This window comes from Anaeromyxobacter soli, assembly GCF_022808855.1.
GTDB lineage: Bacteria > Myxococcota > Myxococcia > Myxococcales > Anaeromyxobacteraceae > Anaeromyxobacter > Anaeromyxobacter soli.
The window spans coordinates 47,093-68,224 of the sequence record NZ_JAKZLF010000025.1 but is presented as its reverse complement, the minus strand read 5'-3'; the positions used below and the strand labels follow the sequence as shown (position 1 = coordinate 68,224).

General features: G+C 72.3%; 20 protein-coding genes. 11 read left to right on the top strand and 9 right to left on the bottom strand.

The genetic code is table 11. The annotated features are described in order from the left end of the window. Positions 1 to 35 precede the first annotated feature (35 nt). Together MLV88_RS16665 and MLV88_RS16660 are read left to right on the top strand one after the other, a co-directional pair. Complete coding sequence (locus tag MLV88_RS16665; RefSeq protein WP_242361658.1) at positions 36 to 809, top strand: lysophospholipid acyltransferase family protein; 774 nt, start codon at positions 36 to 38, stop codon at positions 807 to 809. A gap of 96 nt (positions 810 to 905) precedes the next feature. Next, positions 906 to 1,382 carry a DUF2267 domain-containing protein gene (locus MLV88_RS16660; RefSeq protein ID WP_242340979.1) on the top strand — a complete coding sequence of 159 codons (477 nt, stop codon included), beginning with the start codon at positions 906 to 908 and terminating at the stop codon, positions 1,380 to 1,382. Positions 1,383 to 1,403: 21 nt separating this feature from the next. Here MLV88_RS16660 and MLV88_RS16655 read toward each other — a convergent pair whose 3' ends face one another. Beyond that, positions 1,404 to 2,645 (bottom strand): sensor histidine kinase, encoded by a 1,242-nt coding sequence (locus MLV88_RS16655; RefSeq protein ID WP_243338020.1) that lies wholly within the window; start codon positions 2,643 to 2,645, stop codon positions 1,404 to 1,406. A 218-nt stretch (positions 2,646 to 2,863) separates the two neighbouring features. On the opposite strand from MLV88_RS16655, the gene MLV88_RS16650 reads away from it, so the two are divergent. Genes MLV88_RS16650 through yhbY form a run of 5 tightly spaced genes read left to right on the top strand, consistent with a single transcriptional unit; the run spans position 2,864 to position 8,938 of the window. Beyond that, positions 2,864 to 4,399: an acetyl-CoA carboxylase biotin carboxylase subunit gene (locus MLV88_RS16650; RefSeq protein WP_242356463.1), complete on the top strand. Its 1,536-nt coding sequence runs from the start codon at positions 2,864 to 2,866 to the stop codon at positions 4,397 to 4,399. After that, a complete protein-coding gene (locus tag MLV88_RS24670) occupies positions 4,396 to 4,908 on the top strand; it encodes an acetyl-CoA carboxylase biotin carboxyl carrier protein subunit (protein ID WP_242340985.1) in 513 nt (170 codons plus the stop codon). The genes MLV88_RS16650 and MLV88_RS24670 overlap by 4 nt, the downstream gene beginning before the upstream one ends. A 48-nt stretch (positions 4,909 to 4,956) precedes the next feature. Then, positions 4,957 to 6,606, top strand: coding sequence for an acyl-CoA mutase large subunit family protein (locus MLV88_RS16640; RefSeq protein ID WP_242361655.1), 1,650 nt, complete (start codon positions 4,957 to 4,959; stop codon positions 6,604 to 6,606). 7 nt (positions 6,607 to 6,613) lie between these two features. Next, positions 6,614 to 8,464 (top strand): J domain-containing protein, encoded by a 1,851-nt coding sequence (locus MLV88_RS24665; protein ID WP_243338018.1) that lies wholly within the window; start codon positions 6,614 to 6,616, stop codon positions 8,462 to 8,464. A gap of 6 nt (positions 8,465 to 8,470) precedes the next feature. Then, positions 8,471 to 8,938 carry a ribosome assembly RNA-binding protein YhbY gene (gene yhbY, locus MLV88_RS16630; RefSeq protein ID WP_243338016.1) on the top strand — a complete coding sequence of 156 codons (468 nt, stop codon included), beginning with the start codon at positions 8,471 to 8,473 and terminating at the stop codon, positions 8,936 to 8,938. A gap of 176 nt (positions 8,939 to 9,114) precedes the next feature. Here yhbY and MLV88_RS16625 read toward each other — a convergent pair whose 3' ends face one another. Further along, the gene (locus tag MLV88_RS16625; protein ID WP_242338322.1) at positions 9,115 to 9,417 is read right to left on the bottom strand and encodes a hypothetical protein; all 303 of its coding nucleotides are present in this window, start codon (positions 9,415 to 9,417) and stop codon (positions 9,115 to 9,117) included. Positions 9,418 to 9,527: 110 nt separating this feature from the next. Between MLV88_RS16625 and MLV88_RS16620 the strand changes: the two genes are divergently transcribed. Continuing rightward, entirely contained in the window at positions 9,528 to 10,148 is a 621-nt protein-coding gene (locus MLV88_RS16620) for a putative metallopeptidase (RefSeq protein ID WP_308197145.1), read from the top strand. A gap of 139 nt (positions 10,149 to 10,287) precedes the next feature. Here the strand turns inward: MLV88_RS16620 and MLV88_RS16615 are convergent, their stop codons facing one another. Further along, a complete protein-coding gene (locus MLV88_RS16615) occupies positions 10,288 to 10,881 on the bottom strand; it encodes a fumarate hydratase C-terminal domain-containing protein (RefSeq protein WP_242338323.1) in 594 nt (197 codons plus the stop codon). A 220-nt stretch (positions 10,882 to 11,101) separates the two neighbouring features. Between MLV88_RS16615 and MLV88_RS16610 the strand changes: the two genes are divergently transcribed. Beyond that, positions 11,102 to 12,037 carry an RluA family pseudouridine synthase gene (locus MLV88_RS16610; protein WP_242338325.1) on the top strand — a complete coding sequence of 312 codons (936 nt, stop codon included), beginning with the start codon at positions 11,102 to 11,104 and terminating at the stop codon, positions 12,035 to 12,037. A gap of 95 nt (positions 12,038 to 12,132) precedes the next feature. Here the strand turns inward: MLV88_RS16610 and MLV88_RS16605 are convergent, their stop codons facing one another. From MLV88_RS16605 to MLV88_RS24660, 4 genes are all read right to left on the bottom strand, one after another. Continuing rightward, complete coding sequence (locus MLV88_RS16605; protein ID WP_242338327.1) at positions 12,133 to 12,588, bottom strand: ExbD/TolR family protein; 456 nt, start codon at positions 12,586 to 12,588, stop codon at positions 12,133 to 12,135. 2 nt (positions 12,589 to 12,590) lie between these two features. After that, positions 12,591 to 13,007, bottom strand: coding sequence for an ExbD/TolR family protein (locus MLV88_RS16600; RefSeq protein WP_242338329.1), 417 nt, complete (start codon positions 13,005 to 13,007; stop codon positions 12,591 to 12,593). Positions 13,008 to 13,050: 43 nt separating this feature from the next. Further along, positions 13,051 to 13,809 carry a MotA/TolQ/ExbB proton channel family protein gene (locus MLV88_RS16595; protein ID WP_242338331.1) on the bottom strand — a complete coding sequence of 253 codons (759 nt, stop codon included), beginning with the start codon at positions 13,807 to 13,809 and terminating at the stop codon, positions 13,051 to 13,053. A 65-nt stretch (positions 13,810 to 13,874) separates the two neighbouring features. Beyond that, positions 13,875 to 14,618, bottom strand: coding sequence for an energy transducer TonB (locus tag MLV88_RS24660; RefSeq protein WP_242338333.1), 744 nt, complete (start codon positions 14,616 to 14,618; stop codon positions 13,875 to 13,877). 488 nt (positions 14,619 to 15,106) lie between these two features. Between MLV88_RS24660 and MLV88_RS16585 the strand changes: the two genes are divergently transcribed. Together MLV88_RS16585 and MLV88_RS16580 are read left to right on the top strand one after the other, a co-directional pair. Continuing rightward, on the top strand, positions 15,107 to 18,523 hold the full coding sequence (locus MLV88_RS16585; protein WP_242338335.1) for a TonB-dependent receptor: 3,417 nt from the start codon (positions 15,107 to 15,109) through the stop codon (positions 18,521 to 18,523). 22 nt (positions 18,524 to 18,545) lie between these two features. Continuing rightward, entirely contained in the window at positions 18,546 to 19,100 is a 555-nt protein-coding gene (locus MLV88_RS16580; RefSeq protein ID WP_242338337.1) for a hypothetical protein, read from the top strand. A 279-nt stretch (positions 19,101 to 19,379) separates the two neighbouring features. Here the strand turns inward: MLV88_RS16580 and tsf are convergent, their stop codons facing one another. Together tsf and rpsB are read right to left on the bottom strand one after the other, a co-directional pair. Beyond that, on the bottom strand, positions 19,380 to 20,039 hold the full coding sequence (tsf, locus tag MLV88_RS16575; protein WP_242338339.1) for a translation elongation factor Ts: 660 nt from the start codon (positions 20,037 to 20,039) through the stop codon (positions 19,380 to 19,382). Positions 20,040 to 20,122: 83 nt separating this feature from the next. Then, complete coding sequence (gene rpsB / locus MLV88_RS16570; protein ID WP_242338411.1) at positions 20,123 to 21,076, bottom strand: 30S ribosomal protein S2; 954 nt, start codon at positions 21,074 to 21,076, stop codon at positions 20,123 to 20,125. Positions 21,077 to 21,132 lie beyond the last annotated feature (56 nt).

Here is a 21,132-nt window from a genome sequence, read left to right as displayed (position 1 = left end):
TGCCGCCGCCCCGGCGCCGGAGCAGGATGCGCCCCGTGCTGCGCGCCTTCTCCCTCGTGTACTGGGTGTTCTTCGCCGCCACGCTGCCGGTCCTGTTCCTCGGCGCGATGCTCGTCTTCCTCCTCACCTCTCCGTTCGACCGGCGGCGCGTCGCCGTGCACCTCTACTCCTGCGCGTGGGCGACCTTCTACGTCGTGGCGAACCCGCTCTGGCGCGTGTCGGTCGAGGGCCGGGAGAAGCTGCCGTGGAAGGGCGCCGCCGTCCTCGCCGCGAACCACCTCTCCCTCCTCGACATCCTCGTCCTCTACGGGCTCTTCCGGCCCTTCAAGTGGGTGTCGAAGGCGGAGGTCTTTCGCGTGCCGTTCGTCGGCTGGAACCTCTGGCTCAACGACTACGTGCGCGTGAAGCGGGGCGACCGCGAGTCGATCCGCGAGATGATGGACCACTGCCGCGCCCACCTCGCGCGCGGTACGCCGGTGATGCTCTTCCCCGAGGGCACGCGCTCGCGGGACGGACGGCTCGGGGCGTTCAAGGACGGCGCCTTCCGGCTCGCGATCGAGGCGGGCTGCCCGGTGATCCCCATCGTGGTCAGCGGGACGGGCGACGCGCTCCCGAAGCACGGCCTCGTCCTGCGCCAGCGGATGCGCGCGCACGTCCGCGTGCTCGACCCGCTCGACCCGGCCGAGTTCCCGACCGCGGACGCCCTGCGCGACGCGACGCGGGCCGCGATCGCGGCCGCGCTCCCCGAGGCGAACCGGCCGTCCGGGCCGCTGCGCGTCCCACCGCCCCGGGTGCCCGAGGCGCGCTGACGGGAGGGCGACCGCCCGACCGCGTCTCCCGCCTCGCCTGCGGAGTCCGCGGTCCGGGGTGCTGCCCCGCCCGTGTGCGACGCACATCTTTCCGGCATGACGGACGGATACCGGGTGTCGGGCGGGCACGGAGACGCCGTGCCCGGAGCGCTCGGTCCGAGCGACCTCGACGGCCGCGCGGAGTGGGTGCACGTCGACGGGCGCGGGATCGCCGAGCGTCTGGAGGCGCGGCTCGGCTCGGAGGTGGATCTCCGCAAGATCCTCTTCGGCGTGCTCGTGCCGCTCCTCGGTGCGCTGCACGGCGAGCCGCTCCGCGCGATCGCCGCGCGGCTGCCCCACGCGCTCGCCCGCGAGCTGCTCGACGAGGAGGACGGCGCGGTGCGCGGGCGCATCGGGGCCGGCGAGTACCTGCGCGACGTCGCGGAGCTCGTGCAGCACCCCCCGCGCGCCGCCGCGATCTACGCCGGCGCGGTCCTCGCCGCCGTCCGCGAGGCGCTCCCGGCAGAGACGGCGGCGGAGGTGGAGCGGCGCCTCCCGCCCGAGCTCCTCGAGCTCTGGCGCGACGCGCGCTGACGCCTGCGCCCGGCGGGGCCCTCAGCTCGGCCGCGCCGCGCAGCGCCGCGGGAGGTGCACCGTCACGGTCGTCTCGCCCTCGACCGAGCGCGCGGCGATGTCGCCGCCGTGCCCGCGCACGATCTCGCGCGAGATGTAGAGGCCGAGCCCGAGGCCCGAGGCCTTGCGGCTCTTCTCCTCGGGTCCGCGCGAGAACGGCTCGAAGAGGTGCGTGAGCACCTCCGGCGGGATCCCCGGTCCGCCGTTGCGCACGTGCAGGAGGACCTGGTCCGGCTCGTCCCCGTCCACCTCCACGCGCACCGGCACCGCGGGATCGCCGTGGTCGATGGCGTTCGAGACGAGGTTCGAGACCACCTGCTCGAGCCGATCGGGATCCCACTCGCCCGCGGCGTCGCCGTGGATCGCGATCTCGACCGTGCGATCGCTGTTCACCGCGCGGAGCTCGTCCACGACCTTGCGCGCGACGGCGTCGAGGCTCGCCGGGCGCGGGCTCACCGGGATCCCGTTGCCGAGCCGGGTCCGGGTGTAGCTCAGCAGATCCTGGATGATGCGGCCCATCCGACCGGCCGACGAGCGCGTCCGCTCGATCGCGCGGGCCTGCCAGCCGGCGAGCCCGCCCTTCGTGTGCAGCAGCGACGCCGACATGTGGATGGCGCCGAGCGGATTGCGCAGATCGTGGCCAACCACGCCGAGGATGAAGTCCACCGTCCTCCGCCGGGTCTCGAGGTCCGCCTCGGCGCGCCGGAGCGTCTCGCGCGCGTCCTCGTGCGCGCGCCCGAGCCGGTCGCGATCGAGCGCGCGCGCGGCGCGATCCGCCGCCGCGCGGAGGAGCAGGAGCGCCTCCGCGTCGAGCGGGGCGTCGCCGCGCGTGCCGGCGAGGAGCGCGCCCGCGACGGCGCAGCCCACGAGCGGTGTCCCCGCGCCGTGGCGCGTGCCGGCAGGGAAGGGCGCCCCGGGCCGCGGCGCGGTGCGCGGCGTCCCGGCGGCGACCACCTCCGCTGCGAGCCCGCCTTCGACCTCCGCGGGTGCGCCGTCGTCGAACCCCACCTGCGCGAGGACCTCGAGGCGATCTCCTTCGCGCACGACGAGCGCCACCGAGTCGATCGCCGGCACCGCGTCGGCGAGGGCGCTCAGGAGCCGGCGGAGCGCGCGCTCCTCGGGCTCCACGGCGAGGAGCCGCTCGAGCCCGTCCGCGAGCCGCGCGCGCGACCGCTCCGACGCTTCGCCCTCGCCCGGGGCGGGCTGCGTGACGTCCTCCGCCATCGTCGCCTCATCGTGGGCGCGCGCCGGCCCCCGGGGAACCCCCCGGTCCGCGCGCCGAGGAGCGGAGCGCGGAACGATCGTTCCGGACCCGTGGAGTCGATGTGGGGAGAGCCTTTACCTGCGCGTGCACGCGCAGGTATCGTGACCCGCTCCCCCAGCCGTTCTCGCTGCCCCGTGCCGGGTCGAGCCCCGCCCGTTTCCCCCTCGAGGCCCGCGAATTGAGCCCGAAGACGCGCATCCGCAAGGTCCTCGTCGCGAACCGCGGCGAGATCGCGGTGCGCGTCATGCGGACCTGCCGGGAGATGGGCCTCGCGACGGTGGCCGTCTACTCGGACGCGGATCGCGGGGCCCTCCACGTCCGTAAGGCGGACGAGGCGGTCCACGTCGGGCCGTCCCCCGCGCGCGACAGCTACCTCGTCGTCGAGAAGCTCGTCGACGCCGCGAAGAAGACGGGGGCGGACGCGCTTCACCCCGGGTACGGGTTCCTCTCCGAGAACGCGGCGCTCGCCCGCGCCTGCGCGGCGGCCGGCCTCACCTTCGTCGGCCCGCCGCCCGAGGCGATGGAGACGATGGGCGTGAAGACCGTCGCCCGCCGGCACATGAACGCGGCGGGCGTGCCCACGGTGCCCGGGTCCGAGGGGCCGATCGCCGACGAGCAGGAGGCGAAGGCCTTCGCGGACGCGCTCGGCTACCCCGTCATGATCAAGCCGGCCGCGGGCGGCGGCGGCAAGGGCATGAAGAAGGTGGAGCGCGAGGCGGACTTCCTCGCCCTGTGGGACTCCGCCCGGCGGGAGTCCGCCGGCGCCTTCGGCGACGAGCGGCTCTACCTCGAGAAGTTCCTCGACGAGCCGCGCCACGTCGAGATCCAGATCTTCGCAGACGAGCACGGCGACGCCATCCACCTGGGCGAGCGCGAGTGCTCGGTGCAGCGCCGCCAGCAGAAGGTCGTGGAGGAGAGCCCGAGCTGCATCCTCGACGAGCGGATGCGGCAGGCGATGGGCGAGGTCGCCGTGCGGGCGGCGAAGGCGGTGGGCTACCGCGGCGCCGGCACGGTCGAGTTCCTCGTGGACGCGGCGCGGAGCTTCTACTTCCTCGAGATGAACACCCGCCTGCAGGTGGAGCACCCGGTGACCGAGATGATCACCGGGCTCGACCTCGTGCGGATGCAGCTCGAGGTGGCGGGCGGCGGACGGCTGGTGCCGCAGGAGGCGGTCGCGCGCCGCGGCCACGCCATCGAGGCGCGCATCTACGCCGAGGACCCGGGGCGGGGCTTCCTGCCCTCGCCGGGCAAGATCACCTACCTGCGCGTGCCGGGCGGCCCCGGCATCCGCGACGACTCGGGCGTGTACGCGGGCTGGGTCGTGCCGCAGTACTACGACCCGCTCATCTCGAAGCTCGTCGCCTGGGCGCCGACGCGGGATCAGGCCATCGAGCGGCTCATCCGCGCGCTCGGCGAGTACACCGTCCACGGCATCACCACCAACGTCGCCTACCTCGCGGCGGTGCTCGATCACCCCGCCTTCCGCTCGGGCGCCTACGACACCCAGTTCTGCGAACGCTACGCGGCGGACCTCGTGCGGCCCCCGGATCCCGCCTTCGAGGACGTGGCCCTCATCGCCGCGGCGGTCGAGGCGTACAAGCGGGATCGCGCCGCGGCGGAGGCGTCCGTGGCGCGCGCCGGCTCGGTGGCGGCCAGCCGCTCGAACTGGGCGCGGCTCGGGCGCGCCCGCGCGCTGCGCGGAGGTGGCGCGTGAGCCGCTACGTCGCCCTCCTCGACGGCGGACGGCGCGAGGAGCCGATCGAGGTGAGGCAGACGGCGCCCGGGCAGTTCGAGGTGCGGCTTCGCGGGCGGGTGCACGTCGTCGACGCCTTCAGGCACGACTACGGCACGCTCTCGCTCATCGTGGACACCGCGAGCTACACCGCCATGCTCGACGAGCGCGACTCGCACGTGCGGGTGCGGGTGCGGGACTCGGTGTATCCGATCGAGATCCTCGACGAGAAGAAGCTCCGCATGCGCCGCGCGGCCGGCGGGTTCACGGTCGAGGGCCGGCAGACCCTCGCCGCGCCCATGCCGGGCAGGATCGCGAAGGTGCAGGTGAAGGTCGGCGACGCGGTGCGGGAGGGGCAGGCGCTCCTCGTCGTCGAGGCGATGAAGATGGAGAACGAGCTGCGGAGCCCGAAGGGCGGCCGGGTGGTGGAGGTCCTCGTCACGGAGGGCCAGGTCGTCGAGGGCAACGCGAAGCTCTGCGTCGTGGAGTAGCGAACTCTTCCGCGGGCACGTTGCCCGCGAGCGCGTCGAGGGACCGACATGGCGGACGAGAAGAAGCAGCGCTGGCTCGAGGGCACTTACGGCAAGGCCGTGAAGAAGGGGCCGGAGCGGCGCGCCCGCTTCGAGACGACGAGCGGCATCCCGCAGCAGCCCGTCTACGTCGCGGAGGACGCGCGGCCGGGGCTGGAGGAGCGGCTCGGGCTGCCCGGCGAGTTCCCCTTCACGCGCGGCGTGCAGCCCACCATGTACCGCGGCCGCTTCTGGACCATGCGCCAGTACGCGGGGTTCGGGACCGCGGAGGACTCGAACCGCCGCTACCACTACCTGCTCAAGTCCGGGCAGACCGGCCTCTCCGTCGCGTTCGATCTCCCCACGCAGATGGGCCGCGACTCCGACCACCCGCGCGCGCGGGGCGAGGTCGGCAAGGTCGGCGTCGCGATCGACTCGATCCGCGACATGTCGATCCTCCTCGACCGGATCCCGCTCGGCGAGGTCTCGACCTCGATGACCATCAACGCGACCGCGGGGATCCTGCTCGCGCTCTACCAGGCCATCGGGGAGAAGCAGGGCGTCGCGGCGGCGGACCTCCAGGGCACGATCCAGAACGACATCCTGAAGGAGTACGCGGCGCGCGGGACCTACATCTACCCGCCCGAGCCGTCGCTGCGGCTCATCACCGACATCTTCGCGTACACCGCGAAGGTGATGCCGAAGTGGAACCCGATCTCGATCTCCGGCTACCACATCCGCGAGGCGGGCTCGACGGCGGTGCAGGAGGTGGCGTTCACGCTCGCCGACGGCATCGCCTACGTCGGCGCCGCGGTGAAGGCCGGCCTCGACGTGGACGCGTTCGCCGGCCGGCTGTCGTTCTTCTTCAACGCCCACAACGACCTCCTCGAGGAGGTCGCGAAGTTCCGCGCGGCGCGGCGGCTGTGGGCGCGCATCATGAAGGAGCGCTTCAAGGCGAAGGACCCGCGCTCGATGATGCTGCGCTTCCACACCCAGACCGCGGGCTCGATGCTCACCGCGCAGCAGCCGGACAACAACATCGTGCGCGTCACCCTCCAGGCGCTCGCGGCGGTGCTCGGCGGGACCCAGTCCCTGCACACGAACTCGCGCGACGAGGCGCTCGGGCTCCCCACCGAGGAGTCGGCGCGCATCGCGCTGCGCACGCAGCAGATCATCGCGAACGAGTCGGGCGTCGCCGACGTCATCGACCCGCTCGGCGGGAGCTGGGCCATCGAGGCGCTCACCGACGACATCGAGGGGCGCGCCGAGGAGTACCTCCGCAAGATCGACGACATGGGCGGCATGGTCCACGCGATCTCGCAGGGCTACGTGCAGCGGGAGATCCAGGACGCCGCCTACGCCTGGCAGCGGCAGGTGGAGGCCAAGGAGAAGGTCGTGGTGGGCGTGAACGCGTTCCGCTCCGACGATCCGCCCGTGACCGTCATGAAGGTGGACCCGGCGCTCGAGGCACGGCAGGTCGCGTCGCTCGCGGCGTTCCGGCGGGAGCGGAGCGCCACCGCCGTGAAGCAGGCGCTGGAGGGGGTGCGCACGGCGGCGAAGGGGAGCGAGAACCTCATGCCGCCGATCCTCGCCGCCGTGAAGGCGGAGGCGACGCTCGGCGAGATCTCCGACGCGCTGCGCGAGGTCTTCGGCGAGTACCGGGAGACGGTGGTACTCTAGCCGGCCGGTGAGCGACGGGAACGGGCAGGGGAAGGGGGCGGGGCCGCAGCATCCGACGGACGCGGCGCCGCCGCGGCTCGAGCGCGTCCCGCCGGGCTACCGTCCTCCGCCCGCCCGCCCCACGCCGCCGCCGCCGGGCACCGCCCCCGCGGCGGCGGGCGCGCCGGAGGCCGCTGCGCCGCGCGCGGCGTACGGCCTCGCCGAGCGAGAGGTCACCGCCGCCGCCGCGATCGCGGCGGGCTTGCCGCGCGAGGGGACGCTCGCGAGCGACGGCGCGCTCCGGCTCTTCCTGCTCGCCGCCGCGAACCAGGCGCACGGCCGCCTCGCGCTCGCGTCGGGTCAGGCGCGGTACGCGCTCACCTTCCGCCGCGGCGCCGTCGAGCACGCCGCCTCGGCCGCACCCGAGGACGAGCTCGGCCGGTTCCTGGCGCGGCGCGGAGCGCTCACCCCCGAGCAGCTCGTGCGCGCGGAGGGCGCGCGCGCCGGCACGGGCGGCGACCTGGTCTCCGCCCTCCTCGCGGAGCGGCTCGTCGCGCCGGCGGACATCGCGGTCTTCCTCGCCGACCACGGCGCCGCCATCGTCGCGCGCGCTCTCGCGCTCGAGGCGGGGAGCTGGGGATGGGAGCCGGGCGTGGCGCCGCCGCCGTCGGGCTTTCCGCTCGGCAATCCCTACGCGATGGTCTCCGCCGCGGTGCGCGCGCTCGACGTCGTCGGCGCGGAGCGGCGCCTCGGCGAGCGCATGACGCGCGCCGCCTCGCGCGTCGTCGGACGCGTGCGGCTCGAGGACCTGCGGCTCACGCCGCAGGAGGCGCGCGCCGCGGGCAGCTTCGACGGGCGGAGCCCGGCCGAGCTCGCGGCGGCGCAGCCGGCCGAGGCCGCGACCCTCCTCCGCGTCGCGTTCCTGCTCGCCGAGGCCGAGCTGCTCGCGTTCGGAGCGCCGCGGGCGGCCCCGCGGGCGGCCCCGCGCGGCCCGGCTCCCACTGCGAGCCCGCCCCCGGTCGCCACTCCCGCCGCGCGCGCGCCCTCGGCCGCGACTTCGCCCATGCCCTCGCCCGGACCGCCCGCCGCGCGACCCGCCTCGCCCGCGAAGCCATCCCCCGTCGCTCCGCGACCCCCGCCCGCCGCCACCCGTCCGCCGGCGGCGCCCGCGGGGTCCCGCCCGAGCGCGCCCCCGCCGCCTCCTCCTCCGCTCGACGCCGGGGAGCTCCGAGTCCTCCTCGAGGGGCTCGCGAGCGCCGATCACTTCGAGGTCCTGGGCGTGAAGCGCGCGGCGACTGCGGCGCAGGTGAAGGTCGCCTACTTCCGGCTCGCGAAGACCTACCACCCGGACGCGGTCCCGGCGGACGCCCCCGCCGAGGTGCGTGCGCTCTGCGCCGACGTGTTCGCGAAGGTGAGCGCCGCGTGGAGCGTGCTCGGTGACGAGGCGCAGCGCGCGAAGTACGAGGAAGAGCTCGCGTCCGGCGGGGCCGCAGACGTGGACGTCATGCGGATCCTCCAGGCCGAGAACGTGTTCCAGGCGGCGACCGTCCTCGTCCGCGCCCGCCGCTACGCCGAGGCGCTCGCGAAGCTCCGCGAGGCGATCGTGCTCAACGCCGACGAGCCGGAGTTCGCGATCTGGGCGGCGTGGTGCGAGTTCCTCGTCGCGAGCGAGCCGCGGGCGCAGCACGCGGCGAGCGCCGCCTCCATCGAGGAGGGGCTCCGCCGGAACTCCCGCTGCGCGCCGGGGTACCTGTTCCTCGGCCAGATGGCCAAGCTCGTGGGGGACCTCTCCCTCGCCGAGCGCCACCTCAGGCGCGGCCTCGCGGTCGCGCCCGAGCACGTGGACCTCGTCCGCGAGCTCCGCTATCTCAGGAAGTGAACGCACATGCCTGCTCCCACGAACCCGAAGAAGCGCGCCCTGATGGCCTCGACCCGGCTGCGCAAGACCCTGCGCGCCGCCGGACACCACCTCTCGCCCGTCGTGCAGGTGGGCAAGGAGGGCGTGACCGAGGCGGTGCTGCGCCAGCTCGACGACGCGCTCGGGACGCACGAGCTCGTGAAGGTGAAGATCGGGACCGAGACCCCCGAGGATCGCTTCGAGGCGGCGGACCGGCTCGGCGCCGAGACCGGCGCGCAGGTCGCGCAGATCCTCGGGCGCACGATCCTCGTCTACCGGCGGCACCCCGAGAAGCCGCGCTACGAGGCCGCCCCTGCGCGCCCCGCGGCTGAGGCGCCCGAGCGTCCCACGCGCGCGCGCGCGACGAAGCGCACGTCGGCGCGCAAGTCGACGGCGGCTCGCGCGAAGCCCACCCGGGGCGCCGGCCGGTCCGGACCCCGGACCCGCACGCGCTAGGGCCCGGCTCACGGGCCGGTCAGCGCCGTCTCACGTCCGCAGGGAGGGATGCAATCCCTCCCGGCGGGGAACGGTCGCGAACCCGCGAAGCGGGCGCGACCGTTCACGGGACCCGCCGCGCAGGGGTGGGGCCCCAGCGGCTCTGCCGCTGGGGCGGGGACGCAGTCCCCGTTGGATCAATTCAGCTCGCCGTCGCGCGCCCGGTCGTAGCCCGAGGGCGCGTCGGCGATGAAGCGCCGGCGCACCGCCTCGATGTCGTCCTCGTCGGCGACGCCCTTCTCGAGCAGCACGTTCTCGGCGATCTCCGCCTGCGTGACGGCCTGGGCGACCTCCCCCTCGGCGGCCTCGAGCCGCAGCCCGAGCTCGCTCACGCGCTCTCCCAGCTCGGAGACCTCGGCGACCAGGCCGCGCTCGCGGCGGACGAGCCGCACGAGCGCGGTGGAGAGCAGGGCGACGGCGACCGTGAGGAGCAGGACCATCGGCGGCCATCGTATCGGGCCGGCCCGGCGAAGTGAAGGATGCGGGTGCGGCGAACGGCGTCGCTGTGGGAGCTTGTCGCCCGGGCGGCGCTGGGCGATCCTGGCCCTGCGTGGCCCGGCTCAACGTGACGCTGGCGGTGAAGCGGCTCGTGCGCGACGTCGCCGCGCGGATCCCCGAGCTCGCGCACGTGCGCGCCTCCCGCATCCTCGTCGTCGCCGGCGAGGCGCGGCGCGCCTCCCGCGCCACCATCCGGCCGGCCCACTTCAGGCAGACGCGTGCCCGCGGCGACGCGGGCCGGAAGAAGCCGCTCATCCGCGTGAAGGGCCGCAAGATCCTCTACGTGGTCACGCTGCGGCCGCTCTGGTTCCGCGCCTCGACGCCGGAGCAGCGGATCGGCACGATCCTCCACGAGCTCTACCACGCCTCCACGCGCTTCGACGGCACGCTGCACCGCGGCCGGCGTCACTCGCGGCTCGCGCGGGGACCCTACAACCGCAAGATCCGCAGGCTCCTCGAGCGCTACCTGGCCGAGGCGCCGGCCGAGATCGTCGCGCCCTTCTCCAAGCACGGGATCGTCCGGGCGCGCATGTGGCTCGAGCGGCCCTGCGGCTACTACCGCGAGGAGAGCTACCGCGGTCGGCAGACCTACACGGAGGCGCAGCTCTTCTACGGCCTCGTGCGCATGGAGCCGCCCGGGCGTCGCCGCGCGCCGCGCCGCAAGGCGCGGTGAGCGTTCGCGGGGCGGGGCGCCCGCGGGGCACTCACGGCCGGCCCGCGCGGCTCGAGCTCCTCGCCGAGGCGCCCGAAGGCGTCGCCGCGGGGCAGCCTTTCGCCTCGGCGGGAGCCGCACCGCCCGAGCGCGAACGCAATCAGAGGCTCGTCCGCTCCAGCAGCGCGCGCGCCGCCTCCGCCTCGCGCTCGAGCGTCGCGTGCAGGCTCTCGCCGTGCGCGTCCATGGTGACGATCGCGGGGAAGTCCTTCACCTCGATGTCCCAGATCGCCTCGCGCACCCCGAGCTCGTCGAGCCTGTGCACGCCGTGCACGCGCACCACGCGGCGGGCGAGCGTCACGGCGAGCGCGCCGACCGCGTGCAAGTAGACCGCGCCGTGGGCGGCGAGCGCGGCGAGCGTCGCGGGCCCCATGCCGCCCTTTCCGACGACGCCGCGCACCCCGTAACGCGCGATCACCTCGGCCTGGTAAGGCTCCTCGCGCAGCGACACGGACGGGCCGGCGGCGGCGAAGCGCCAGGCGTGCGTGGCCGGATCCTGGGCGACCACCGGGGCGCAGTGATAGATGAAGCGCCCTTCGACGAGCCCCTTCACGGCCGGATCGAGCGCGCGCAGGAGGGCGCGGTGGGCGGCCTCGCGAGCCGTGATCATGCGACCGCTGAAGAGCACCTCGTCGCCGACGTGGAGCGAGCGGACGGCCTCGTCGTCGAGGGGCAGGGTGAGCGAGGTCGGCATGATCCGGTCCTAGCCGGAGGTGGGGCGCTGCGCCGCGGCGGGGCGGCCGCTCGACCGGGGCGCTGCAGGCGAAACGCGGTTGCCTCGCCGGGCGGAGAGGCTCTATCTCCCTCTCGGGGCCGAGCCTCCCCGATAGCGTGGCGCCGCGAACCCGGCGCCGAACGGGGCCCAGGGGCTGGCTCCGCAAGAGGCCGCGCCAGGGGCGCGGAGAACGGATCGCATGCGACGGGAGATTCGACTGCCGCTCACCGCCTCGGGGCGGCTCGATCGGGCGCTCGCGGACGCGCTCGGGCTCGGGCGGGCCACGGTGAAGCGCGCCTTCCAGCTCGGCGAGGTGCGGGTGCGTGGACGCCGCGCGCGCGCGAGCGACGCGGTCGAGCCGGGCGCCCTGGTGGAGATCGACGTGGAGGCGCCGGCGGGTCCGCCCGAGCCCGAGCCGGAGGCTCCGCTCGCGGTGCTCGTCGAGACGCCGCGCCTCGTCGTCGTCGACAAGCCGGCGGGCATCGCCGTCCACCCGCTCGCCCCCGGCGAGGGCGGGACGCTCGCGAACGCGGTGGTCGCGCGCTTCCCCGAGTGCGCCGGCGCGTCGCCGGAGCCGCGCGAGGGCGGCGCCGTCCAGCGGCTCGACATCGAGACGAGCGGGTGCGTGCTGTTCGCGCGCGACGCCGAGGCGTGGGAGGCGCTGCACTCCCGCTTCTCGCTGCGCGAGGTCGAGAAGGTGTACCTCGCGCTCGTCGTCGGGCGGGTCGCCTCCGGCGGGGTCTCGTCCGTCCCGCTCGCGCAGCGCGGCGGCCGGTCGGTGCCGGTCCCCGATCCGGAGACGGAGGAGCGGCTCCTCGCGAAGGGGCTCCGGCCGCGACCCGCCGAGACGCACTGGGAGGTCGCGCGACGCTACGAGACGCACACGCTGCTGCGCGTCCGCATCGTCACGGGCGTCATGCACCAGATCCGCGCGCACCTCGCGAACCTCGGTCACCCGGTCGCGGGCGACGCGCTCTACGGCGGCGCGGCGTCCGAGCTCCCGGGGCTGCGCCGTCAGTTCCTGCACGCCTCGCGGCTGGCCGTGGACGGCCCCGACGGCGCGCGCGTCGAGGCGATGAGCCCGCTCCCGACGGAGCTCGAGGCGGTGCTCGAGCGGCTCGGCGCGGCCCAGTAGGGCTGGGGCCCCGGAGCCTGGGATCGGGGCGCGCCGCTAGTAATGAGAAGGGCCGGCGCGAGCCGGCCCTTCGAGACGCTCCGCCTGGAGCGCGGCTACTGCGGCGCGGGCTGCGCCGCCGCGGCCTGGGCGGTGATCGGCGGGTCGGTCATCATGCCGATGGTGTTCACGCCGGAGCCGTGCGCCTGGTCGAGCACGTACACGACCTGGTCGTACTTCACGGTGTCCTCGGCGTTGAAGAACAGCACCTTCGAGGGCCGTCCGTCGTACGCCACGTGGAGCCGCTGCATCGCGTCGGCGACGCTCATCTCCTGCTTGTTGAGGAGCACGTTCCCGTTCTGCAGCGCCGTGAGGATCGTCTGGTCGGGCGGCACCGAGTCGGGCGGGACCGGCTGCATCTCCGGCTGGTAGTCGGGGACGCGGATGAACTTCTGCTTCTCGGCGAGCGGCGTCAGCACCATGAAGATGATGAGCAGCACCAGCACCACGTCGATGAGCGGCGTGACGTTGATGTCCGAGGCGGGCTTCTTCGTCCCGAGCGCCATCCCCATGGCTATCTCTTCTCCTTGATCTCGCTCGCGGCGAGGCTCACGCCGAGCAGGTGCGTCTTCGAGACCTCCAGGATGATCTCGCGGACGCGCTTGTAGTCGACGGCCTTGTCGCCCTTGATCATCACGGGCGAGCCGGGCGCCATCTGCATCGCCACGTTGAGCTCGGTGGAGAGCTCTTCGAGGGGCACCTCCGCCTTGTCGATCCAGGCCTTCCCATCGGCGGTGATGGAGAGGAGGACCGGGTCGCCGCCGCCCTTCAGGGCGGAGACGTGCTTCGCGTCGGGGAGCTGCACCGGCTTCCCGCGCTGGAGCATCGGGGTGATGACCATGAAGATGATGAGGAGCACCAGCACGACGTCGACGAGCGGCGTCACGTTGATGTCGCTCTTCACCGACTTGCTGCCGACATCCATCGACATCGCGTTCGGCTCCTGAGAGGCGTCCCGGAGGTGCGCGCGGCGGCTACTTCGCCTCGCGGCCTTCCTTCATGAAGAAGTCGACGAGCTCCGTGGCGGAGTCGGTGATGTCGACCTGCATGTCCTCGACGCGGTTCGTGAGGTAGTTGAACATCATGACGGCGGGGATCGCGACGAGGAGGCCGAAGGCGGTGTTGATGAGCGCCTCGGCGATCGCGCCGGACACCGTGCCGAGACCGCCGGAGCCGGTGGCCGCCATGTTCTGGAAGGCCTTGATGATGCCCCACACCGTGCCGAGGAGGCCGACGAACGGGGCCGTCGAGCCGATCGTCGCGAGCGAGCCGAGGCCGCGGCGGAGGTCGTTGACGGTGCGGAGCGAGCTGCGCTCGACCGCGCGGTTCACGGCCGCGATCACGTCGAAGTCGCCCACGTCGTGGGGACCCTTGGTGCGGACCGCGTCGACGCCGCGGCTGTACTCCTCGATCGCGAGGCCGAGCACCTTGGGCAGGTGGCCGCGCTTCAGCTTCTTGGAGAGCTCCACCGCGTCGCCGAACTTCCCGCCGGGGAGGAGGTCGCGCAGGCTCGCGGCGTACTGGCGGGAGGCCTTGTTGGCGCGGGAGTAGGTCACGAGCCGCTCGGCCATCACGCCGAGCGAGTAGATGCTCATGATGCCGAGGATCGCGGCGACCACGATGCCGAAGCCCTCGATCGACTTCACCATGTTGACGAGATCGAAGGTGCCCGGGGCGGCGCCGGCGGCCTGGGCCATGACGAGGTTGTTCAAGGAAGCGAGCGGCTGGAACATCGACATCTCCTGTGGGCTGAAACTACTTCTTCGAAAGGTGAACGCCTCGACGCGGGAACGAGCGCCTAGCCTGCGGTGAAGCGGATGGGGAGGATCACCCAGATGGACACCGGGCGGCCCTGGGCATCCGCGCCCGGCACCCAGCGGCACCCCTGGACCGCCTGCCAGATCGCGGTCGAGATGCGCTGGTCGGGGACGTTGGTCATCACCTCGAAGCGCGACGGCGAGCCGTCCGGCCGGATCGCGAACTTCACGGTGATCGGGCCGGAGATGTAGCCGGCGAGCTGCTGCGGGATGCGGACCGAGCGCTGGACGCAGCCCGGCTCGGCCATCTGCGGCTTGCGGTAGCCCGCAGTGGCGAACGCGGGTGCGTCCTCGATCTCGTTCGTGGGCCGGGCGCCGACGACACCGCCGACCACGCCCTCGCCCTCGGCCGCGTCGCCGTAGTCGTACTCCGGCTCGGGCGCCTCGTTGGGATCCGGCGCCTTCATCTCAGGCTGGATCTCCTGAGGCTGGATCAGCGCCTGGGGCGGCGGCGGCTTGGGCAGATCCGTCCGCGGCTTCGCGTCGGGCGGCCGCTTGCGGGCCGCGGGGGGCGGCGCAGGCGGCGGGGGAGGGGGCGGCGGCGGCGCGGTCTTGACGAACTTCACGTCCACGACCGGCTCGTCGATCACCTTCGCCTTGATGGCTGCGGAGGCGGTGATGATCGCCGCGATGAGAATGCCCTGGAAAAGCGTGGAACCGAAGACGTAGCCCGCGCGACGCGCAGCGGCCTTACCGCCTTCCTTCTTGGTGACTTCGTCGAACACGCGCCGGCGGCCTCGCTGCTGCTGCGGTTGACGGCAGAATCAGCCGGAAAAATTGAAGACGCTTCCTAGTCTCCGCGCCTGCACGTTGTCAACAGCGCTGGCGAAAATAGTGCGCATGGCGCGGAGGCGAAGGCAAACCGTTGCGCGTGCTCGATGTGCGCTGACCACGGCCGGCCGACCTTCCAGCCGCTCGGGATCCCCCGAGGGCGTGCGAGCAGCGTCCCTTCTGCGGTGCCCTCCACGCCCTAAGCGGAACGTCGCGACTTGCCGGGGCTTTCGGAAAAAGCACGTAAACTCGGAGTGTTACGTCCCGGGCGGGGTGTAAGAGACAAGCTCGGCTAACAGTCGGCGTCGTCTTGACATTCCTCATAACGACTGCCTACAAGGGCGCACTGACCCGTCGGTCGATCGCTATGTGTGCCGTGATGTGCCCACACGAGCGATCGCCCGCCTGGCTGCGGCTGAGTGCTCTCTCCCTGGAGGAAGTCATGAGGAAGAAGTTGCTTCGCCTCGCGCGCCTCGCGCCGCTCGCGTTGCTGTTCGCGAGTGTCGCCTCCGCGCAAACCACCGGCACCATTCTCGGTGTGGTAACCGATGCTTCGACCGGAAAGCCGGTCGCCGGCGCCGTCATCGTCGCCACGAGCCCTGCGCTTCAGGGTGAGCAGACGGCCGTCACGGACAACAACGGCAACTTCCGCTTCACCCTTCTCCCCTCCGGCGCTTACCGCCTCGCGGTGCAGCTCGAGGGCTACAAGTCCACCGAGCGCTCCGACGTCACGCTGCGCCCCGACAAGACCATCCGCGCGAACCTCGCCGTCGTCCCCGAGGCGGTGCAGATGGAGGAGCAGGTCGTCCGGACGGGGGCCGCACCCGCGGTGAACGTCGGCTCCGCCGAGGCGGGCGCCGTCGTCTCCAAGGAGTTCATGTCGAGCATCCCGGTCGGCCGCGGGTTCGACGCCATCGCCGTCGTCGCCCCGACCGCCAAGCTGGACGCCACGGGCGTCGGGTTCGCCGGCGCGCAGGGCGCCGAGAACCAGTACATCGTCGACGGCTTCAACACGACCGACCCCGCGTACGGTACGCGCGGCGGCAACGGCGGCTTCAACGCCCCGCCCTCGCTTCGCTCGAACTTCCTCCAGGAGATCGACGTCAAGACGAGCGGGTTCAACGCCGAGTACGGCCGCGCCACCGGCGGCATCATGAACGTCATCCTGAAGTCGGGCTCGAACGAGTTCCACGGGTCCGTCTTCTCCACCTTCACGCCCAGCATGCTCGTCGAGCCGACGGGCAAGACGACGGGCGGCCTCGGCGAGGCGCTCGCCTACCGCGCCAAGCCGGACGAGGGGTCCTACGGCCTCGACTTCGGCTTCGAGGTCGGCGGCCCGATCATGAAGGACAAGCTCTGGTTCTACGCCGGGTTCTCGCCCGTCACGAGCCGGACCATGTACCAGCGGTTCGCCCGCCAGAACGCCACCGAGCTCAACTCGGGCGGCACCTGCCCCGCCGGGACGACGCCGGACGGCGGTCACGGTGAGTGCGTGGACGCGCTCCTCAACCCGATCCAGACCACGATCCCCGGGACGGAGCGGAACCTCCGGACGAGCCGCACCACCTACCAGTGGGTCGGCAAGCTCACCTACCTGCTCGACGAGAACAACAACTTCACCGTCACGGGCTGGGGTGCGCCGTCCTCGCGCACGTCGCTCAACGCCGGCGGTCCGTTCTACGGCGCCTCGCCGGCCGCGGCGGCCCGGAGCCGCGAGCTCCTCCCGCTCGACGAGAACCAGCTGTCGGTGCTCGGTCGCTACGGCGGCAAGTTCCTGGACAAGAAGCTCATCACCGAGGTCTCGGGCGGCGTCTACCACTCGAAGACCTCTCCCCAGGACAAGACCGTCGGCGGCGTCGACCAGTTCAAGACCGCCGAGGTGGAGTGGGGCGGCACGGAGCTGAACCTGACCGACTTCGAGGCCCTTCCGGCCGGCGCCGTGGCGCAGGGCTTCTGCAGCAACCCCGCCGACACGGCGGCGTGCCCGCTCGACGCGTACACGACGGGTGGCCGTGGCACGGTCTTCGACAGCACGAGTGACCGCTTCAACGGCAGGGCGTCCGCGGCGTACCTCGCCGAGCTCGCCGGCCAGCACACCCTCAAGGGCGGCGTCGACCTCGAGCGCGTCCAGTACAAGGTCGACGGATATCACTCCGGCGGCGCGATCTGGTACTTCGCGCCAGCGACTTCTACCCTGCCGGATCGCTTCTACGCGTACCGGTCGTTCGGCACGATCGTGAACCCGGGCGGCGGTCCGCTTCCGACCAACGCCAGCACGGGTTTCCCCGGCCTGGAGCTGTCTGCTATCCAGGCCGCGGCCGCGGCTGGTACGCCGGTCGTCACGCGCACCACCCAGACCAACAAGTCCGAGACCGACAGCTTCGCGTACTTCCTCCAGGACTCGTGGCAGCCCGGGTTCTTCCCGAACCTGACCCTCAACGCGGGCCTCCGCCTCGAGACCCAGTCGATGAAGAACCTGTCCGTGAAGAACGGCAGCTCGTTCGACATCACCGACAACTGGGCGCCGCGCGTCCAGGCGATCTGGGACTTCACGGGGAACGGCCGCGGCAAGCTCGCCGGTGCGTGGGGCCGCTACTACTACGCGATGCCGCTCGACATGGGTAACCGGTCGTTCGGCGCCGAGGTCCAGCTCCAGTACTTCCTGAACGCGTCGAGCTGCGGCTTCGCCGGGAACTTCGGCTCGTTCGACCCGAAGAGCCTCGACTTCCCGTCGGCGCTCGGCAACGGGTTCAACTCGACCTCCTGCGCGATCCAGCCCCGCTCCGGTGGCAACAACGACGTGCGCCTGTACGGTGGTGCGACCCCGATCGACCCGAAGCTCAAGGGCTCGTACAACGACCAGTTCGGCGCTCAGGCCGAGTACGAGATCCTCCCCGATCTCGCCGTGGGCGTCGATTACCAGGGCCGCCGCCAGGGCGCCGTCATCGAGGACATGTCCTCCAACGACGGCGGTACGTTCTTCATCTCCAACCCCGGCGAGCGGAGCGGTGACATCACCGTGAACGGGGTGGTCGTCGGCAACGCGACGAACGTGCAGACCTACGATCCGATGACGAACAAGACGGTCACGACGAAGTTCCCGAAGCCGGAGCGTTCGTACGACGGCGTCACCTTCAAGGCGACGAAGCAGTTCTCGAACAGCTGGCTCGCCCAGGCGAGCTACACGTACTCGTCGCTGCGCGGCAACTACTCCGGCCCGTACTACCCTGAGTACGGCCAGCTCGACCCGGGCATCACCGCCGCGTACGACCTCGCGTCGCTCATGGCGAACACGACGGGCTACCTCCCGGGCGACACCACCCACCAGGTCAAGCTCTTCGGCGCGTACACCTACAGCTTCAGCCCCCGCCTGAGCGCGACCGCCTCGGGCGCCTACAACGGCATCTCCGGCACGCCGGTCAGCGCGATGGGCGCCCACCCGGAGTACGGCTCGAGCTCCGCGTTCATCATCCCGCGCGGCCAGGCCGGCCGCACGCCGTTCGTGAACACGATCGACGTCGGCGCCGGCATCGGCTACACGGTGAAGCCGCCGTACGCGCTCAACTTCCGCGTCGACGTGTTCAACGTGTTCAACGCGCAGGAGACCCTGGAGTACGACCAGGACTACACGTTCGACACGGTCACTCCGATGAACGGGCTGAACTGCGACTCGAAGAACTCGATCGGAAAGTCTGACCCGATCGGCGCGATCCAGAAGGACTGCCCGGGGCTCGCCTACCTCAAGAGCGTCGACGGCCGTCCCGTCACCGTCAACCCCAACTTCGGCCGTCCGAGCCGCGCCACCACCGCGTACCAGCTGCCGATCTCGCTGCGGCTGGGCGTGGCGCTCTCGTTCTAGCCCGGTCCAGGGAGGAAACGACATGAAGAACACCAAGTGGTTGTCCCTGGTGGCGGTGGCGGCGCTCGCCGTCGCCTGTGATCCGTACTCGGACGCGAAGAAGGGCTCGCCCCAGATCGTCGCCGTGACCGCGGCGAACCTGGCGGGCGGTGCAGACGCCGTCTCCGCAGACCGGACCGGCGAGGCGTGGAGCTCCGCGGGCACCTGCGGCGGGATCCTCGACAAGGATAAAGCTGTCGTGAATCCTGGCCAGTTCGACGCGACGACCATCTTCGTCACGTTCGATCGACAGGTCGACGGCGGCCTCGTGCAGACGTCGCTGACCGACTGCACGCCCGCGGCCGGCTGGCTCACCGTGACGCCCGCCGCTCCGGCGGGATCGGCCTGGTACTCGTGCTACTCGCCGTCGTCGCCCAGCGCGGCGGAGGGCGGGTCGGTCGTCGTGTACCTCGGCCCCGCCGCCGGCTCGGACGGCTGGGGGGACGCGGAGTTCATCGACGGCTCCGCTCCGGTCCACATCACCGGCACCGTCGCTGGCAGGGCCATCGACGTGACGCTGGGTGCCTGCGCGCCGTAAGCGTCGCGAGCACCACGTAAGACATGAGAGGGCCGGCCTCCGGGCCGGCCCTCTTCTATTTGCGGGTGACGCCAACAAGCCCGCCCCAGCCCCCCGCGCGACGCGACCGACCCGCGACCCCCGCGACCCGACCGAGAGTTCTCGCGTTCGTCCGGTGAGTCCGTCCCGCGGACGGTCGCGCTGCGGCGCCCGCTCCGTGGAAACCCGTGCCACGACAAAGCCCCGGCCCGCTTGCGCGGACCGGGGCTTCGGATGCTGCGAGGCTTCTGGAACCGCTGCCTACTTCTGCAGGCCGGCCGCCTTGGCGACCTCTTCGGCCAGGTTCTCCTGCTTCTTCTCGAGCCCCTCGCCGAGCACGAAGCGGGCGAACCGGCGGACCTGGATGTTCTCGCCGATCTTGGCGACCGCGTCCGTGAGGACCTCGGACATCTTCTTCTTGTCCTCCTTCACGAACGGCTGGTCGAGCAGGCAGAACTGCTCGTAGAACTTCTCGAGCTTGCCCTGGGCGATCTTCTCGAGGATCGCCTCGGGCTTCTTCTGATCGCGCATCTGCGCCTTCGCGATCTCGAGCTCCTTCGCGACGATCTCGGCGGGGACCTCCTCGCGGCGGACCCAGGTGGGCGACGCGGCGGCGATCTGCATCGCGATGTCCTTCACGAGCGCCTGGAAGCCGTCGGTGCGAGCCACGAAGTCGGTCTCGCAGTTCACCTCCACGAGGACGCCGATCTTGCCGCCCATGTGGATGTAGCTCGCGACCTGGCCCTCGGTGGCGGCGCGGGAGGACTTCTTGGCCGCGGCGGCGAGGCCCTTCTTGCGGAGCACCTCCTCCGCCTTCGCGAAGTCGCCGCCGGCCTCGGCGAGCGCCTTCTTGCAGTCCATCATCCCGGCCCCGGTCTTCTCCCGGAGCTCCTTCACCATGTTCGCGTTCACTTCGGCCACGGGTGTTCTCCTTCGTGCGTTGAAAAAGGATCGGGGGCGGACCCGCCGGGCCCGCCCCCGGAAAGCTCCGGGATGCGCCGGGTCTACCGGTTCGCGTCGCCGCCGGGCGCAGGCTGCGCCGGCGCCGCCGTCACGTCGCCCTTGCGGACGACCTCGACGTTCGCGCTCGCGGCGGCGCGGTCCTCGCGCGGCTCGCGGCGCTCGCGGTCACGGCCACCTCCGCGGCGGTCGCGGCGGTCGCGGCGATCCTTCTGCCCGCGCTCGCTCGACGCGTCGCGATCCTCCTCGCCCGGGCGCCGCTCCTCGCCGTGCTGCGCGGCCCAGGCGGAGTAGCGGGCGCGGCCCTCGATGCAGGCCTCGGCGACCTTGCCGGTGAAGAGGCGGATCGAGCGGATGGCGTCGTCGTTGCCCGGGATGACGTACTCGATGCCCTCGGGATCGCAGTTCGTGTCGACGACCGCGACGACCGGGATGCCGAGCCGGTTCGCCTCGTGCACCGCGATGTGCTCCTTCTTCGTGTCGATCACGAAGATCGCGGCGGGCAGGCGGCTCATCTCCTTGATGCCGCCGAGGTTCTTCTCGAGCTTCTCGCGCTCGCGCTCGAGCTGGGCGACCTCCTTCTTGGGGAGCCGCTCGTAGGTGCCGTCCGCCGCCATCTTCTCGATGGTCTTCAGCCGGTCGATGCCCTGCTTCACGGTCTTGAAGTTCGTGAGCGTGCCGCCGAGCCAGCGGTTCGTGACGTGGTACTGGCCGGAGCGGGAGGCCTCCTCGCGGATGGCGTCCTGCGCCTGCTTCTTCGTGCCGACGAAGAGGACCATGCCGCCCTTCGCGGTGGCGTCCGAGACGAAGCGGAGCGCGCCGCGGGCGAGGCCGACGGTCTTCTGGAGGTCGATGATGTAGATGCCGTTGCGGGCGCCGAAGATGTACGGCTTCATCTTCGGGTTCCAGCGCTTCGTCTGGTGGCCGAAGTGGACGCCCGCCTCGAGGAGCTGCTTCATCGTGATGGCGGTGCCCGTCGTCGTGAGGGCGCTCGCCATCGTGGGCTCCGCGGCCTGGGCGGCGGGGGCCGCCTCCGGCGCCTCGGGCGTCGGCG

Excerpts from the sequence above, each read along its gene's own strand:
- MLV88_RS16660 (WP_242340979.1), top strand. The coding sequence starts at position 906 with ATGACGGACGGATACCGGGTGTCGGGCGGGCACGGAGACGCCGTGCCC.
- MLV88_RS16655 (WP_243338020.1), bottom strand. The coding sequence starts at position 2,645 with ATGGCGGAGGACGTCACGCAGCCCGCCCCGGGCGAGGGCGAAGCGTCG.
- MLV88_RS16640 (WP_242361655.1), top strand. The coding sequence starts at position 4,957 with ATGGCGGACGAGAAGAAGCAGCGCTGGCTCGAGGGCACTTACGGCAAG.
- yhbY (WP_243338016.1), top strand. The coding sequence starts at position 8,471 with ATGCCTGCTCCCACGAACCCGAAGAAGCGCGCCCTGATGGCCTCGACC.
- MLV88_RS16625 (WP_242338322.1), bottom strand. The coding sequence starts at position 9,417 with ATGGTCCTGCTCCTCACGGTCGCCGTCGCCCTGCTCTCCACCGCGCTC.
- MLV88_RS16615 (WP_242338323.1), bottom strand. The coding sequence starts at position 10,881 with ATGCCGACCTCGCTCACCCTGCCCCTCGACGACGAGGCCGTCCGCTCG.
- MLV88_RS16610 (WP_242338325.1), top strand. The coding sequence starts at position 11,102 with ATGCGACGGGAGATTCGACTGCCGCTCACCGCCTCGGGGCGGCTCGAT.
- MLV88_RS16605 (WP_242338327.1), bottom strand. The coding sequence starts at position 12,588 with ATGGGGATGGCGCTCGGGACGAAGAAGCCCGCCTCGGACATCAACGTC.
- MLV88_RS16600 (WP_242338329.1), bottom strand. The coding sequence starts at position 13,007 with ATGTCGATGGATGTCGGCAGCAAGTCGGTGAAGAGCGACATCAACGTG.
- MLV88_RS16595 (WP_242338331.1), bottom strand. The coding sequence starts at position 13,809 with ATGTTCCAGCCGCTCGCTTCCTTGAACAACCTCGTCATGGCCCAGGCC.
- MLV88_RS16585 (WP_242338335.1), top strand. The coding sequence starts at position 15,107 with ATGAGGAAGAAGTTGCTTCGCCTCGCGCGCCTCGCGCCGCTCGCGTTG.
- MLV88_RS16580 (WP_242338337.1), top strand. The coding sequence starts at position 18,546 with ATGAAGAACACCAAGTGGTTGTCCCTGGTGGCGGTGGCGGCGCTCGCC.
- rpsB (WP_242338411.1), bottom strand. The coding sequence starts at position 21,076 with ATGGCGAGCGCCCTCACGACGACGGGCACCGCCATCACGATGAAGCAG.